The sequence below is a fragment of the Bacteroides caecimuris genome, assembly GCF_001688725.2.
GTDB classification, from domain to species: domain Bacteria; phylum Bacteroidota; class Bacteroidia; order Bacteroidales; family Bacteroidaceae; genus Bacteroides; species Bacteroides caecimuris.
The window spans coordinates 1385367-1402199 of sequence record NZ_CP015401.2; the positions used below are offsets into that span (position 1 = coordinate 1385367).

The window sequence follows — 16833 nt, forward strand, 5'->3', positions numbered from 1 at the left end:
AACAATGTGTATGCCAGATTGTTCACGAACGTCTTGTAATTTTATGTCCGATGGCTGCCACTGTGATACTCATTAAGGGGCTGATAATGTTGAAAAAACAGTATGGAAGATACACAAGCGTGGGTACACTCAAGATAGTGGCTTGTGTCATTCCGCAACTATTCCACGGAATCAATACAGATGTAACGGTTACTGCATCTTCCGTTGTACGGCTTAAAATCTTTTGCTTCAAAACATCAGGTAATAAAAATTATTAGATGTTTATATTTGATTGGAATATGTAGGAGACGACTCAACGGGCAAGAGTCTTGCGTCTGATCCACCAGTAACGAATGAAAAGCACTCCTGTCAGGATGAGAGCGATGGATAATCCGGTATAGAAAACAGAAATGAATGTATCGGGCAGGAGGTGGAAGCTACGGATGGTGATTCCCAGGGAAATCATGAATATCATTGTAATCCAGCTTTTCACATCGAAAAAGGAGAACGGACAATTCCGGCGTTCTTTTTTTTGTTCGATTCGCTGGGTATGTTTATAATAGAGTCTTCTGAAAACCAATACGAAAAATAATAAGAAAACCACCGTGGCTTCTCCTATTTTGAACATCCAATCTTGGGAAGTGTTTAGCCAAGTCACAATTCCTATTCGCAGAATATTGGCACCGGCTATAATCCAGACGGCACCGGCTGTGATAAGTAAGATTTGTCTGTTAACTCCGTATTTCATTGGCGTTTTATTGTAATAAACGGTTTGACCGTTCGTTTTGTTGACTCATTTCTTGTAGAAAATCGTAATTAATAAAGAAATCCCGGTTAAAACGACTCCGATACTGATAACTCCGTGCCAGCCATACAGTTGCCAAAAGCTGCCTGCCAGAAATGTTCCCATAGAACCACCGATAAAGTAAGTAGTCATGAACACAGTATTAATACGGTTCGAAGCACGCGGATTCAGTTCGAAGATACTTGTCTGGTTACTTAGCTGAATACATTGCATTCCTATGTCAATGATGATGATACCGGCGATGATCCCGACAAAGGTGTTTTCACCGACGAAGAACAACAACCAGGCAAAGAGAATCAAGCCGCAGCCGATAAAGTTGAAGCGGCGTACGCCTACCCGTTTTACGTATCTTCCTACAAAAGAAGCAGTCAGTGCCCCGGCCACGCCGCAAAGCCCCAGCATACCAATTACGTCGCTGTTGGCGAAGAACGGAGCTTGTCCCATTTTAAAAGCCAGACAGGACCACATGGCAAGGAGGGAACCGAAATTCAGTGCTGCCCGGATCGAGTAAATGCGTAGTTGCGGATATTCTTTCACTAAGGCTAACAGAGATTTCATCAGGTCGCTATATTTTCCCTGGAAGTTGGTCTGAATATCGGGAAGGACTTTTAATACAACAATCGCGCAGATAAACATCATGCCTGCAGCAATGTGATACATTTCCCGCCAGCCAATCAGTTCACCGATAAATCCACTGACAACACGTGAAGCCAGAATACCGGTCAATAGTCCTGATAAAACAATACCTACGTTTCTGCCTTTATGTTCCGGACGGGAAAACTGTGCGGCTATGGGAATGAATATCTGTGGAATCATGGAACAGACTCCAGTGAGGAAGGAAGCGATGAGTATCAGATGGAAGCTGTGTGTCAGGGCAATCGTCAAGAGGGAGAAGATCAGGACGGTGAAATTGACAAGGATGATTTTCTTTCGTTGATATAAGTCGCCTAAGGGGGTGATGAACAACAGTCCTGCCGCATAGCCTATTTGCGTGACCATGGCAATCAGGTTAGTTCTGAACTCTGATATGCCAAGTTCATGGCGTATCATATTTAATAGAGGTTGGATATAATAGATGTTGGCTACCGAGACACCTGCCACAATAGCAAGTGTCCAGAGGATGGATGCCGGTAGTCCTCCGTTTTCTTTTAATGGCTGTTTCATGCGGCAAAGATAATAAAATAAGATGTTTATTCGATGAAGACAGTAGTGGAAACTGTGTTGCCTTCTCCGTCTACTGCCGTCAGGGAATGTTTGCCGGGAGCTGGTTGCAGGGAAATTTTGTGGAAATCCTGCGTCTGTGTCTGATAAGTGTCGTCAATATGCCAGAAGATAGTCGCATTGGGATTGCTGTGTGCCAGTTCGACCGTGAGAAACCCTTTACTGCCGTCCAATTGTTTGGGCAACTTGATATGGGCGTTCATCGGAGGGTAGATGAACTGCATGGATTGGAAAGAATCTTCTCCACAGCCGGCTTTGAAAGGTGGCAGTGGTTTGTATTCCGGATGGTGCTGCTTATAGTACCATTCCCATACAGGTGGCAGGGCAAACCATGATTTCTGAATGGTAGGTTCGGTATTTGCACAGTTTTCATAGATGCGGTGGCTTTCGTCAGCGGATAGCGTGACGAGATGATGGTAAGGACAAGCCTCCGTCCGTAATCCGGCAGGAAGAATCAATACAGTATCTGTTTCTTCACAGAAACGTCCTTTCAGATGACCGGACTGGCGGCATATTTCTGCATCAACGAAAACGCCTGTGGGACGTTCGAACCAGGGTGAAGAAGGGAGATAACTGAATATATCGAATAATACAGGACCGGCAGTTTGTGCACCGACCAATCCGGGCTTTCCTTCTCCGGTTGCATTGCCTACCCATACGCCTACTGCATAGCGCGGAGTCACCCCCACTGCCCATGCATCACGGAATCCGTAGCTGGTTCCGGTTTTCCATGCGATAGTTTGCATGGATGGAATTGATTTCCAGTCAATCTCTTCGGGGCGGTTGACTTCTGTTAAGGCGGAGAGGGTGAGCCAGGCTGCTCCTGCTTTAGCCGAAGTGGTTTCTTCCGAATCCTCTTTTACGGAGATAGGACTGGAGTTACTTTGTTTTCGTTTTTCCTGCTTGTTATGATTGCTTTTATGATTACGGCTTGTTTGCTTCGTATCATTGTTTATTGGCTCTGTATTTTCTGTTTCCAGTAGTATCTGTGCTTCCTTTCCTTGAGATACGGTCGGGGAGGGGCTATTGCTGGAAAGCCTTCGTCCCATTTGCGCATAGGCATTCGTTACATCCCATAATGTTGCTTCTGCCCCTCCTAAAATCAGTGACAAACCATAATGAGAAGCCGCCCGATTGATAGTTTTGAATCCCATCTGTTGCAACAAATGGTGAAACTTGGGTACTCCATATCTTTGTAACATGGTTACAGCCGGGATATTCAACGAACGGGCAAGGGCTTCGGAAGCGGGGACTGCTCCTTCAAACTGCATACTAAAGTTTTGAGGAGTAAATCCATTGATATTAACCGGTACATCCGGCAACAGCATTTTCGGCAATAAACTTCCTTCCTGTAGCATGGCATTGTAGAGAAAAGGTTTTAAAATACTGCCTGTGCTTCTGGGAGCTTGGATCACATCTACCTGGCTTCCTTCTTGTTTACGGTTGAAATGTACATTTCCGCAGTATGCTACTACTTGATTGGTGGGAATGTCGATAACCAGAATTGCCAGATTGCGGATATCACTTCGATTAAACTCGTTGCTCCACCGTTCTGCCAAACTCTCTATGTGGCTTTGTATTCCTCTGTCTATGGTTGAACGGGTATATAGCCCGTTTCTTTCCTGATAGAAACGGCTGACTAGGTGGGGAGCTATTTGAGGAAGCGGATGCGGCTCGTCGGGTAACGGTTCGCTGACAGCTAATTCGTAGGTGGACGCGTCGATAATCTCTTCTTCAAGAAGTTGCTTTAATAGACGGTTGCGTTTGGAAAGCAGTGTCTTCCGTCCTTTGGATAGATGAATCATGGCGGGGGCATTGGGCAGGACAGCCAGCACAGCTGATTCCGCCCATGATAAATCTTCGGCAGAATGACCGAAGTAACGCCAGGCAGCAGCATCCAATCCTACAACATTTCCTCCGAATGGCGCATGAGAGACATACATGGATAAGATTTCCTCTTTAGAAGCCCGAAATTCCAGACGGGTAGCCCATATCATTTCAACGACTTTCTCTCCGAGAGTTCTGGGCTTGTTCCGGGCGAGACGAATGGTTTGCATGGTAAGGGTACTTCCTCCGCTTACGACACGTTTGTTCTTTAAATTTTGATAGAGTGCCCTTCCGGTAGCTAACGGATTAACTCCCCAGTGGTGATAAAAGTGTTTGTCTTCAAAGGTAATGAGGCATTGCTTGATTTTTTCGGGTGTTGTCTTTCGGGGAGGAAACCGCCATTGACCGTCCGAGGCGATGCGTGCTCCCAATAATTCTTCATTTCGATCAGTCACAACGGTAGAGTAGGGTACATGAAACAGTTGCCGGGGAAGGCAAAAGATGTATCCTATTATCAAAAGAGTAATGCTTATAGTCATTACTTTCTTAGTGACAGATAATCGTTTGAAGAATTTTATAGGATTCATTTAAATATTAAAAGTTAAGAGCCATATCTTTGTGACAAATGATTAAGTAAGAAATAATAAGGTACGAAATAATTAGGCACGGATTACGCGGTTTAAGTGAACGAGTAGAACCGTGAAATCCGTATAATCCGTGCCAAATATTATCGACTGACAGTGGTTCTTCCTGCTTTGCTTCGTGCCTGTACGTTTACATCATACATCGCTTCACATTGAACGGCAGGGAGAATAAAGTTACCAGCATAGGTTGCTTGTAACCTGACAGTGAATACCTTTGTCTCACCGCGGCGCAGATTGAAATAGGTCAATACCCTGTCATCACGTATATCCTGATAGCTGTACTTGCTGACTGATTGACCGGAGCCGTTGGCTGCTGCGTTTTCCGTTTCGGGAGCAATCATTCTTTCATTGTATATTTCCCAACCGGATGGTATGATATGCGTCAGTGCCAGATTAGTGTAATCGGAAGTACCGCTGATATTGGATATCGAGGTGATAGCCATAAAGTCAGTTCCCTGTATGATGTCATTGACAGAGAGCGGTGTACCGTTTAGGTTAGCATATCTTATATCCATGCGGAGGTTATCGCTGATAGCCGATAACGTATCGTTTAATAACTGCGTACGTGTGATAAGGTCTACGCTAAGCGCTCCCTTTCCTTGATTCTTCACAGAAACAGTGCCGGATTTTGGAGTGGTAGCGATCTCTTTTTCAAACACAGCTTTGGCTGATTTTACAGCCGGTTGCTGTTTATCGTTCCATGACCACACAAAATCCAGTGTGCCTGACAGCTTTTCTGCCAGACGTCCCATTGCCATCAGAGCAAAAGCGGTAGATTGTGTACTGAACCAATCCTCTTGTGACAGATTCTTAGAAACGACTTTCGCTTGTTGTAAAGCATCCCGTTCCCGGTTCATCAGGATGAGTGTTTCCAAAATCATTGCTTCGTCACGATCGGAAGAACCGTAAATCTGATTCATGGAAGAGTAGGGGTTCACCGTTGTTTCCACATTATACACAAGTTCTTCAGCCGGTTTCATCTTTCCGGTCAGTGCGTATGCGGCTGCCAGCCTCCATTTGGCTTGAATAGATAATCCGGTCTGTTCTTTCATTCGGTTCATAGCTCCATATTCCGGTACTCCTGCCAATGCAAGGGTATATAAACGGAAGGCTTGTTGCAATTCCGACTGCCATTGCTGCCAACCGCTTGCTTCCTGTGGCATACGCCAGTTTTGTGCGGCTGCACGTTGGAAGCGCTTCCACTTGTTCAGTACATTCGCATGAACGGCATATCCTTTTTCCTGTGCAAGCGTCAGGAACATTCCTGCATAAGAACTGATCCATTCGTCGGCAACAGCATTGCCCGGCCAATATACAAATCCGCCGTTGGGGAGCTGACGACCATAAATCTGCCGGATAGCTTCCTGTACATTCGTCTTTATCTTTTCGGCTTCCGTCTTATCTATCGTCTTGAATTGAGCGACAAACAGAAGAGGCAGAGCTTTGGAAGTCAACTGCTCTGTGCAATGGTGCTGATAATTGTATAAGAAGTCGAACCGACGGCTGATATCTACCGAAGGTATGCGGGATACTTCCAGCTTGATCTGATTATTTGCGGAAGAACTGCTTAGGTTGTATGACAATTCTTTGCTTTGTCCGGCTTCTATCCATTGACTGTTGCGTAGAGTGACTATCGGATTCGGATTGCGTACGTCTATTTCAATGGTTTCTTTGGTTTGTTGTCCGCCGCCATTTGCTGTCAGGTGGATCGTAGCCTTTCCGGTTTTGCTGCCTGTTTTTAAGGTAAAGAAGACAAGTTGGTCTCCCGGTTGGGTGAATTTGAGCGATTGTTGGTTAGCTCCTACAATCTGTACTCCTCCACCGGATGCCTGAAGGGATACGGTTACATTCTTCACTTGATTCTCCATCGCAAAGATATTGACCGGAACGGTAATTTCTTCCTGAATACTAAGCACGCAGGGCAAAGTAGACAACATCATCAATGGAGTTCGTACGAAGGCAGTCTTTTCCGCATTACCATAAGCACCATCCTGTCCGGCAACCACCATGGCACGTACCGAACCCACATACATCGGAAGTTTCAATGTATGCGTCTGGCTCTTTCCTTTTCCCAAATAGAAAGGACCTATGAACTTGACTACCGGTTTAAAACGGTTTGCTTTAGCATCGGCAGGTTTCAACGTAGCGTCTCCACCTGTGCTGAAAAGCGAACTGTAGCTTCCGGAAGAAGCTCCTAATACATTATCATACATATCCCATGTCCGGATGCCAAGCGCTTCGCGTGAATAGAAATCATTCCATGGGTCCGGGGTCTTGAAGTTGGTGAGATCCAATAAACCGTCGTCTACGATCGCTAATGTATAAGTCATCGGTTTACCGCTCTTTTCGCTGACGGTTACGTTGAAGTTGGTTTCCGGGCGTAACACTTCCGGCATCTGTATCTGTGGTTGCAATACTGTCTGACTGTTAGTGACAAATACCGGAACAACGCCGTACATACGGATAGGCAGGTCGTTGACTGTTTGCGCGTGAGGCTGTAACAGACTGATATGCAAATATACGTTCGGAGTCATCTCCGGTGTAATCTTGAATGTATATTTCGTATCTCCCCCGTTGGAGACTTCTATCCATTCCTGACGCAAAACTGTCGAACCGTTTTCAATGGATACCAGTGCACGTCCTCCCGCTGCCGCAGGAATGATGGCTGTGGCTGTTTCTCCAATTTCGTATGAATCTTTGTTCAGAGAGAAAGCAAGCATCTTGATACCGCTGGGATCTGTTTTGCTCGAACGTCCGCGCCATTCCGGCCAGTCTATATAAACGGTTCCTCCGGTGGCATGTCCGCTCTCTTTGTCTTTTACGTAAACCAGGTAGCGTCCCCATGACGGATAATCGACGCGGAACTTGAAGGATGCTTTTCCGCCTCTTGTCTGTAAGTTGCCGCTGGCAACAGGTGTGATGGAACTGTTGTTGATGTAAGTGCCAAAAGATTCACCGCTGTTCTCCCACCACCAGCTCCAGCCGATGCGGTATATTTTGTATTCCAGATTAGTACGGTTCACTAACTGTCCCTGCGTGTTTACAGTCACAATATCGAATACATGATCTTTGTCCGTTTCAATATATTTGCCTTTCGGTTGGTTCAAGTTGATACCGACGTAAGATGTAAATGGCGAGAACGGGATTGTTTGGGTATAGATGCTGGCATCTCCTCCTGGTTCGAATACACGGGTGGTGAAAGTTGCATTCAACATACCCGGTGCTTCTGTTGCGGTCGGAACTTTCAGTGTGACGCTGGCTTTTCCTTCTGCATCTAGTGTACCGTCAAATATATCTGTTTTGATAGTTGTGAAATCCGTAGCCGGATTATTGAAGATATATTGTCCGTAATTCTTAAACTGTGTATTCACTTTAGATAAAGACATTTCTATTTTAGCTTTCAAGCTGGAGGCAGTGGCTCCTGTCAGCCAGGTTGAAGTGAGTGGGGCGTAGACGTCTTTGTCCGCAGCTTGAAGAACCTTCGGTAATGCCAAGTTTATTTTCAAGCGGTTGGGCTTTATGGTTTCGATGCGCAATCCTTTGTGGAAGGTGGTTCCACCTACCTTAATATATGCATTCCAGAGTCCGGTCGGATCTGTTGCCTGTGTCGGAATGTCGAATGTATAGAATCCGTTTATTCCTTGCGTTGAAATCATTTTGGTGTAGAACTGTCCTCTCGGATTGTATATCTCCAGTGCTACGGGATGCTTGTCGGGGATTCTCTTTTCGCGATCCTCCAATATAAAGGAAATGTGCAATGTGTCTCCCGGTCGCCATACTCCTCTTTCGCCATATATGAATCCTTTCAATCCCTTTTGAATATCCTTTCCTCCCACGTCGAATCTGCTGACGGACTGCTCTTCACCGTCTACGACACGTACGTATGCCTTTTGCTTTTCCGATTCTGCCACGATAATGAAAGGTACACCCTTCGGAGTGATTTCAACGAACCCATCTCCGTTAGTTTCTCCCTTACCTATGGGTTGTAATTGGAAGTTATATGCTGTTACTTGTGCTTTTTCTATCGGTTTGGTGTCCAATATATTGCTTACGGCAATCCATAGTTTGTTCAGTGAGTTTCGTTTTACAATCATTCCCAGATTGGAAGCAAACACATTACATGCAGCAATTCGGTCTGAATTCATATAATAAGATGGATGACAAGGATTGTCGCGTTCCGTCCATCGGTACACGCTCCAGTCCATTGTTCCCCCGTTGTAATAATAGTAAGCTTCGGGCGTATTCCAGATGGCTTCATCTTCTTCGGACAAGACATTTCCACTTACTTTGGTCAACCCATCGGATGTGTTGCTGTCGGCGAATTTCATATCCTGATTCTCGTTTCCTCCACAAGGATAAGCAGAATATTCCTGACGGAATGAAAGTATGACACGGTATATGGCACCCGGCTCCTGGTGAATCAACCCGGCAAGGTCTATTGAATAATCTCCCCAATGATGAATGTCTTTGGAAGCATCTTTGGCAAGCCATAATGTTTTCTTATAAACCAGCCTTCCTGAGCGGCGTAGTTCATTGGCTGAGGCGAGCGAATTGGTTTGCATGAACATCAATACATTATTCTCGAAGATACGGATCACACTCAAATCCACAGCATACAGATTGACAGCCCTGAAAGGAATAATCAGATTTTTCGAATCGGGCAGGATGGCGGCGGAGGTAGACATCTCTACTTGTGGTTTCAGACTAACTTCACTGAACGAGATCGTATGTGAAGTTCCCAGCGCTTTACCTTGACTGTCTTTGACTCCTTCATGGATATTCAGTGTCAGTTTATTCTGCGTGTTTGCTTCGAAATAGATGAAGACTCTGTTCTCGTTGATTTGGAAGATAGATGAAGAGACTTCCGGGATTTCAATCAGTCCTTTTAAATCCTGGGTAGTGGATAAAGGAGCGGAGAAAACAATCTCAATTCCGTTTTCCGGTTGTTCAATGCGTTCGGCAGACATAAAACGGAAGCAATCCTTGGCGGGTATCAGCACTTCTTCGCTTTGTTTGCGGTCGATGCCGGCTGGGTTACCATTGGCTGTAATGGTCAATGGGTAATCATCAGCTTCTCTGGGTATTTGTCTGATGTTGAACTGATACCGGGTAAGGTTGTCTGTCGCGGTGACTTCTACCGGATAACTCTTCTTGCCATCGCTGGCAGTCAGCATCTTTTCCACTTCCTCTTTTTTCACTACATCGCTGAAGCGTATTTCTCCTTTAATATTTATTTCATCCGGTTGGGTAGCTGTAATTGGTAACGACTCCAACTGCAAAGTGAAGTTACGTTCCTGCACACGGAATGAGAAGTTGAACTCTTTTAGTTTTTTGTCCACTTCGATGAAGTCTCCAAGCCGGAAAGTTCCTTCGTAGAGCGTTCCCGGTTTCAATGTTCCTTCTTCCGGCACAAACTCAATGGTGTTGTTGCTTACCCAGTATGCTTTTCCTTTTAATGAAGGGGAAAAGCTGAACGGATTGTTTTTTAACTCACTGTTCAGATCTACCATGGGCTGGTCATGGGTCAACTCTATGCGTATGGTGGAATTCTGTGAAATGACTCCTCCCGTATACGCATTTACGTATGGTGCATAATCGGCGGAAGGAATAATGTCTTTTTGAGTATGTGTGCATGAATATAGGCACACAGTCATCATGATAAGTAAGCATAGTCCGGTAGCACTGATGCTACGTGTAGTCTTTGTTAGTCTCATAGCGAAGAGTTTTTTATAATTCAACAAACAAAGATACAGCTTTTATGCTAAATCCTTTGTTATTCTGATTATTTTTGCAAGTTCTTAATCAATTTATTTATGGGAAAAAAGAAAGAATACAAAGAGGCTAATCGGCGATTTCTGAAAAATCTGTTTTTTCAGGAGGATGTTTTCGCGTTACCGTGTGGAATCTATTACAAAGTTTTGAAGACTGGCGAAGGTACGATCTCTCCGAGTGTGCGGAGTATTGTTACCGTGCATTACAAAGGAAGTCTGATTGACGGGCGGGTATTTGATAATTCTTATGAGCGTACCTGTCCGGATGCTTTGCGGCTTAGTGATGTAATAGAAGGTTGGCAGGTAGCACTTCAGAAAATGCACGTTGGGGATAAATGGATCATCTATATACCTTATGCAATGGGTTACGGTATTAAATCTTTTGATTCTATTCCTGCTTACTCGACATTGATATTCGAAGTGGAACTACTGGCTGTCGCATAGGGATGGATGCTGAGGCGTAATAAAATAGTAATAGTAAAATGATATAGCATCCTATTTCATAATTCTGTTCTGATTGTGATTGCAGGACCTAATGCGACTACTTGTAAGAAAACGGTCGCGAATAAGTCACAAACCTTATATATTTAGTAATGCTGTTACTTCATTTTTTAGTTTTGGTAAATGATTAATAACCATACTCCAAAGTATATCTACAGATAGACTATCATAGCCATGTATGATATAATTCCTGGCATCTACTATTTTACGAGAATTGGTTATAGCTATATCTTTATCAACTTTTAGTATTCTATTCATAGCTTCACCAATAATTTCTATGTTTCTTTCAACGGCTCGTCTAAGGCATAGGTTACTATAGAAGTCATCATAAACTTTAGGAGCATTGCCAAAGAAACTTTCTACTTCTTCAATGGCAGTTAGAATATCTTGCAAGTGTTTCTTTATTAATTCATCCATAGATTAAAGTTTTAGTTGCATCCACATTCTTCTTCAAATATGGATTCTTAATAGTCTGTTCTTCCAGTAAGTCTACTTTTCTACCAAACAAATTTTCTAAAGCATATTTGAAATCAAAGAAATTATCAAAATAATCGCTTACTTCTGCCTTATTAAAATCGACAACTAAATCAACATCGCTGTTGTCGTTAAAACGACTCGTAAGAACAGAACCAAAGACAAATAATTTATGTACCTTATGTTTTTTGCATAGGTCAATTATCTTTTGGCTATTATTTTCAATCAGCTTCATAGGTGTATCTCCTTTCAATGCAAAGATAATTAATAACTCTTACTTTAACAAGGTATCATTAGGGATAGTTGTATTAATACTCTACTTTTTTGCATTGGACTAATAAATACTTTCTTTTTTAGTTTAAAGTAGTATCTATGTCCATCTTAGTAAAGTGAAATTAGTATTAGGTAGGAATGCAAAACTAAACTATATTAGAAAGGTAGGAGAGAGGTAAATCAGCAGTTCAACCTATGAACATACTGAAAATAAAAATCCCCATAACCTTGTCAGTTACAGGGATTTACTATATGGAAATTGCTTAAATTACTTGCTCAAAGCCTGAGCTACGTCTACAGCACAAGCCACAGTACAACCTACCATCGGGTTGTTACCAATTCCCAGGAATCCCATCATTTCTACGTGAGCAGGAACTGATGAAGAACCAGCGAACTGAGCGTCAGAGTGCATACGACCCATAGTATCTGTCATACCGTATGAAGCAGGACCGGCAGCCATGTTATCCGGGTGAAGAGTACGGCCTGTACCACCACCTGAAGCTACAGAGAAATATGGTTTACCAGCAAGAACACGTTCTTTCTTGTAAGTACCTGCAACTGGATGTTGGAAACGAGTCGGGTTAGTAGAGTTACCTGTGATAGATACGTCTACACCTTCTTTCCACATAATAGCTACACCTTCGCGAACGTCGTCAGCACCATAACATTTTACTTTAGCACGAGGACCGTCAGAGTAAGCGATTTCGCGAACAACTTTCAGTTCACCGGTAAAGTAATCGAATTGAGTCTGAACGTATGTAAAGCCGTTGATACGAGAGATGATCTGAGCAGCGTCTTTTCCAAGACCGTTCAAGATACAACGCAACGGTTCTTTACGTACTTTGTCTGCTTTAGCAGCGATTTTGATAGCACCTTCAGCAGCAGCGAAAGATTCGTGACCTGCCAAGAAAGCGAAACATTTAGTTTCTTCGCGCAGCAACATAGCAGCAAGGTTACCATGGCCGATACCAACCTTACGGTCGTCAGCTACAGAACCCGGGATGCAGAATGCTTGCAGACCGATACCGATAGCTTCGGCAGCTTCAGCAGCGTTTGTGCAACCTTTTTTAATAGCAATGGCAGTACCTACAACATAAGCCCATTTTGCATTTTCAAAACAGATAGGCTGAGTTTCTTCACACGTTTTATAAGGATCAAGTCCATGAGCTTCACAGATAGCGTTAGCTTCTTCGATATCTTTGATGCCGTTAGCGTTCAAAGCAGCGATAATCTGTTTGATACGACGGTCTTGGCTTTCGAATTTTACTTCTCTAATCATTGTTTCTTTCCTCCTTATATTATTCGTGACGTGGATCAATAGATTTAACTGCTCCCTGTTCTGCTGTTACGCGTCCGTAAGTACCTGTAACTTTCTTCAAAGCTTCGTTAGCATCAGTACCCTTTTTGATTTCGTCCATGAACTTACCCATGTGTACGAATTCGTATCCGCAGATTTCGTCGTTCTTGTCCAAGAAGATTTGTTTGATATAACCTTCTGCCATTTCAAGGTAACGAGGACCTTTAGCCAAAGTACCATAAAGAGTACCTACCTGGCTACGCAGACCTTTACCCAAGTCTTCCAAACCTGCACCGATGATCAAACCACCTTCAGAGAAAGCTGATTGAGTACGTCCGTATACGATTTGCAAGAAAAGTTCGCGCATTGCAGTGTTGATAGCATCGCAAACAAGGTCAGTGTTCAATGCTTCAAGGATAGTTTTTCCCGGAAGGATTTCGGCAGCCATAGCAGCAGAGTGAGTCATACCGGAACATCCGATAGTTTCAACCAAAGCTTCCTGGATAATACCTTCTTTAACGTTCAGTGTCAGTTTACAAGCACCTTGTTGAGGAGCGCACCAACCGATACCGTGTGTCAAACCAGAAATGTCAACGATTTCTTTAGATTTTACCCATTTGCCTTCTTCGGGTATGGGAGCCGGTCCGTGGTTAGGACCCTTCTTTACAACACACATGTGTTCCACTTCGTGTGAATAAGTCATAATTAGCTCTTTTTTTAGTGATATAATTAAAAATACGTAGTTACGATTCTCTAAATCGCCCACAAAGGTAGTCGATTTATTTGTTTCTGCAAATCGCCTTTTATTACTTTTTTGTGAAAAGAGACAAATCTGTTTACGTTTTTTCTCCGTTTGTAAAGTCGGGATTGCATTTGTGAAAGATTGAATAGGCAAGAAAGTAATAACGGAAGCAAGTATAGATATGCTGCCTACCGTATATCGTTACATAAAAAAGACGCTCTCTACTTGCAAACGATTTTTCATTTTCATTTCTCATATTCTCATGGTTTTTTGATAAATATAAGATTATCAGGCGAATGTCTTATGAGAAATACTTCCTGAAAACGGCATTTCTCATAAAACATTTCCTGTTTTAGCTCAAAACAGACCTTATTCTCATAGTGTTTCAAGGTATTTCTCATAGTGTAGTGTGCCGGAAGACGGCATTGCATCATATAGAATCATGTATTCCTTTTGTTTGTTTCCATATACAGTGTATTAGTCCCACATATTGTGGGAAAAGATTCCCTACTACTTGGGAAAGTATTCCCTAGTACTTGGGAAAAAATTCCCTCATTTTGTGGGAACAAATTCCCATAATATGCGGGAATGTTTTCCCACAATATGTGGGACAATCGAAATCAATAGGTATTCTGTAAGCAATAAGCCATTGTTTTATCTAAATAGTAGGGCTTTATTTCCTGATGAGAATAAGGTCTGTTTGGCGCTAAAATAGGAGAAAACTTATGAGAAATACCATTTTAAAAAGTATATAAGGATTTTTACTGCAACCACAAGCATAAACAATGTTTCTTAAATGAAAAGCCGTGGTTAATTGAAAGTTTAACAAACTATTGTATGTGGTTATTTAAAATAATCCTGTATATTTGCGAAGACATTATATAAGTATATAAGATTATGATCGAAGTTGTAGAATCAGCCTTGCAAAAGGCTGCGGGTGAAGGAATGGATGAATTTATCCAGGCGTTTACAGATAAATATAAAGAGGTGATCGGTGGCGAACTGACTGCGGAGACGATGCCTTTGTTGACGGGAGAACAACATTCTTTGCTAGCTTATCAGATTTTTCGTGATGAGATGATGGTTGGCGGGTTCTGCCAATTGATTCAGAATGGCTATGGCGGTTATATATTTGATAACCCGTTTGCGAGAGTGATGCGTTTGTGGGGAGCGGAAGAGTTTTCGAAATTAGTTTATAAGGCTAAGAAAATCTTCGATGCCAACCGGAAAGACTTGGAAAAGGAACGGACGGATGATGAATTTATGGCTATGTACGAGCAATATGAAGCTTTTGATGAATTGGAAGAAGCCTATTTAGAGATGGAAGAACAAGTCACAGCATTGATTGCAAGCTACGTAGATGATCATTTGGAACTTTTTGCAAAAATAATAAAGTAACGGATGCAGTATTTTTTAAGTATCCGCATTTATTAATTGTGAATTAGAATTTATATCTTTGCAAAATCTAAAAAATATGTTTATGAAACAAGTGAGATCTTTCTTGGTGGCTTTGATGGCTGTAGTGATGGGTATGTCAGTAACTTCTTGTTTGAAAGGAGATGATAACCACATTTTTACAATGACTGTTCCTGTTAAGTATAATTTTGGATCATTTCTGATGGGGGATGCAACTACGAAGTTGGTTCCTACTACAGAATTGGGCTTTTTGGATGGAAATATGTATATGATTTCATGCCAATATGACCAATCACAGGTGACGGCAAATAGTACTAGTATACCAGTTACTTTGCTATCTACTCCGCTTTGTATTGACCCTAAAAGTAATGAAGGTTTAACTACAACAAAAGCGGAACCTACTAATCCTCTTTATTCATTGGATAAGCAACAGTCAAGTTTAGTTTATTATGATAAAAATACGATTGTTTTGACAATGCCATATTGGGTGAAAGTTACAAACTCTAGCGTTGAAGATTCAGAAGTAAAGAAACATTCATTTGTTCTTTCCTATGATCCTGACATAAAAGCTACTGATACTAAACTAAAATTATATATTAGTCACGTTGTTGATGATGCAGAAGGTGAGACTGTTACTCGTTCTAAATTTACATATGCTTATAGGGCTTATTCAATTGGAGCTGCTCTTGCTACATTTAAGGAGAAAACAGGCGAATTACCGAAATATTTGGAACTAACAGCTGAAATCAATGATTCAAAAGATGAATTAGTTGATAAGGATGGGAAGGAAACTTCAGTTGAACGTTCGGTTGAATATCAATACGCATTTACAGAATAACATTGAACTACAAAGAACTATTTAATATAGCAATGAAATTGATTTCCTCTCCGGCTAAGGCCTGGGAGGAAATTTCTATGGAAGAGGATAGACGAAAAGTATACATGGCTTTTGTCTATCCTATGATTGGTTTATGCGGTCTGTCCGTATTCATCGGTTCGTTATTGACGAATGGATGGGGAGGTCCGCAAAGTTTCCAGATAGCTATGACCAACTGTTGCGCTGTAGCTGTAGCCCTGTTCGGTGGCTACTTCTTGGCAGCTTATGCCATTAATGAAATGGGGACAAGGATGTTTGGTCTGTATAGCGATATGCCGTTAACGCAACAATTTGCAGGATATGCATTGGTTGTGCCTTTTCTGCTTCAAATCGTAACCGGACTATTACCTGATTTTAGAATTATTGCTTGGTTGCTGCAGTTCTATATCGTCTATATAGTATGGGAAGGAGCTCCTATACTGATGAGAGTAGAAGAAAAACAACGATTGAAATACACCCTTTTGTCGTCTGTATTGTTGATACTATGTCCGACGGTGATTCAAATAGTGTTTAACAAACTGACGGCTATACTTAATTAATGTGTGAAGATGAAACAACCCTCTGTAAATATAAAGAATAAACGGGCTACGTTTGATTATGAGTTGATAGATACCTACACAGCAGGTATCGTATTGACCGGTACGGAAATAAAATCCATTCGTTTGGGAAAAGCCAGTCTGGTAGATACGTTTTGCTATTTTACGAAAGGCGAATTGTGGGTGAAGAATATGCACATCGCCGAATATTTCTATGGATCGTACAATAACCATACGGCACGTAGAGAGAGGAAGTTGTTGCTTAATAAAAAAGAATTGGAGAAACTTCAACGGGAGATGAGAAATCCCGGCTTTACGATTGTTCCTGTACGCTTGTTTATCAATGAAAAAGGTTTGGCGAAACTGGTAGTCGCTTTGGCGAAAGGTAAGAAAGAATATGATAAACGAGAATCTATAAAGGAGAAAGACGACCGTAGAGATATGGCAAGAATGTTCAAACGATGACATGA

13 protein-coding genes and 1 pseudogene are annotated in these 16833 nt (G+C 42.3%); 5 read left to right on the plus strand and 9 right to left on the minus strand.

Annotated elements, in window-relative coordinates:
- Positions 1 to 22 precede the first annotated feature (22 nt).
- The 5 genes and pseudogenes from A4V03_RS05860 to A4V03_RS05880 form a co-directional block, all read right to left on the minus strand.
- Positions 23 to 220, minus strand: a pseudogene (locus A4V03_RS05860) (Na+/H+ antiporter NhaC family protein); the annotation flags it as partial.
- 72 nt (positions 221 to 292) lie between these two features.
- The gene (locus A4V03_RS05865; RefSeq protein WP_065538273.1) at positions 293 to 727 is read right to left on the minus strand and encodes a hypothetical protein; all 435 of its coding nucleotides are present in this window, start codon (positions 725 to 727) and stop codon (positions 293 to 295) included.
- A 45-nt stretch (positions 728 to 772) separates the two neighbouring features.
- The gene (locus A4V03_RS05870; RefSeq protein ID WP_065538274.1) at positions 773 to 1948 is read right to left on the minus strand and encodes an MFS transporter; all 1176 of its coding nucleotides are present in this window, start codon (positions 1946 to 1948) and stop codon (positions 773 to 775) included.
- Between the two features lie 26 nt (positions 1949 to 1974).
- Positions 1975 to 4419 (minus strand): penicillin-binding protein 1C, encoded by a 2445-nt coding sequence (pbpC, locus tag A4V03_RS05875; RefSeq protein ID WP_065538275.1) that lies wholly within the window; start codon positions 4417 to 4419, stop codon positions 1975 to 1977.
- 140 nt (positions 4420 to 4559) lie between these two features.
- Complete coding sequence (locus A4V03_RS05880) at positions 4560 to 10190, minus strand: alpha-2-macroglobulin family protein (RefSeq protein WP_065538276.1); 5631 nt, start codon at positions 10188 to 10190, stop codon at positions 4560 to 4562.
- A 99-nt stretch (positions 10191 to 10289) separates the two neighbouring features.
- Between A4V03_RS05880 and A4V03_RS05885 the strand changes: the two genes are divergently transcribed.
- The gene (locus tag A4V03_RS05885; protein ID WP_065538277.1) at positions 10290 to 10691 is read left to right on the plus strand and encodes an FKBP-type peptidyl-prolyl cis-trans isomerase; all 402 of its coding nucleotides are present in this window, start codon (positions 10290 to 10292) and stop codon (positions 10689 to 10691) included.
- Between the two features lie 135 nt (positions 10692 to 10826).
- Here the strand turns inward: A4V03_RS05885 and A4V03_RS05890 are convergent, their stop codons facing one another.
- The 4 genes from A4V03_RS05890 to A4V03_RS05905 form a co-directional block, all read right to left on the minus strand.
- Positions 10827 to 11165 (minus strand): HepT-like ribonuclease domain-containing protein, encoded by a 339-nt coding sequence (locus tag A4V03_RS05890; protein ID WP_004315993.1) that lies wholly within the window; start codon positions 11163 to 11165, stop codon positions 10827 to 10829.
- Positions 11158 to 11457, minus strand: coding sequence for a nucleotidyltransferase family protein (locus tag A4V03_RS05895; protein WP_065538278.1), 300 nt, complete (start codon positions 11455 to 11457; stop codon positions 11158 to 11160). Before A4V03_RS05895 ends, A4V03_RS05890 begins: the two co-directional genes overlap by 8 nt.
- A gap of 306 nt (positions 11458 to 11763) precedes the next feature.
- Positions 11764 to 12774, minus strand: a complete 1011-nt coding sequence (locus tag A4V03_RS05900; protein WP_004315991.1) for a GGGtGRT protein — start codon at positions 12772 to 12774, stop codon at positions 11764 to 11766.
- Positions 12775 to 12793: 19 nt separating this feature from the next.
- Positions 12794 to 13495 (minus strand): iron-sulfur cluster assembly scaffold protein, encoded by a 702-nt coding sequence (locus A4V03_RS05905; RefSeq protein WP_007759112.1) that lies wholly within the window; start codon positions 13493 to 13495, stop codon positions 12794 to 12796.
- A 936-nt stretch (positions 13496 to 14431) separates the two neighbouring features.
- Between A4V03_RS05905 and A4V03_RS05910 the strand changes: the two genes are divergently transcribed.
- From A4V03_RS05910 to smpB, 4 genes are all read left to right on the plus strand, one after another.
- Positions 14432 to 14932, plus strand: coding sequence for a DMP19 family protein (locus tag A4V03_RS05910; RefSeq protein ID WP_065538279.1), 501 nt, complete (start codon positions 14432 to 14434; stop codon positions 14930 to 14932).
- A gap of 82 nt (positions 14933 to 15014) precedes the next feature.
- Positions 15015 to 15788 carry a hypothetical protein gene (locus A4V03_RS05915; protein WP_065540311.1) on the plus strand — a complete coding sequence of 258 codons (774 nt, stop codon included), beginning with the start codon at positions 15015 to 15017 and terminating at the stop codon, positions 15786 to 15788.
- A 32-nt stretch (positions 15789 to 15820) separates the two neighbouring features.
- Entirely contained in the window at positions 15821 to 16366 is a 546-nt protein-coding gene (locus A4V03_RS05920) for a Yip1 family protein (RefSeq protein WP_065540312.1), read from the plus strand.
- A 9-nt stretch (positions 16367 to 16375) separates the two neighbouring features.
- Positions 16376 to 16828, plus strand: a complete 453-nt coding sequence (smpB, locus tag A4V03_RS05925; protein ID WP_065538280.1) for an SsrA-binding protein — start codon at positions 16376 to 16378, stop codon at positions 16826 to 16828.
- Positions 16829 to 16833: the final 5 nt, after the last annotated feature.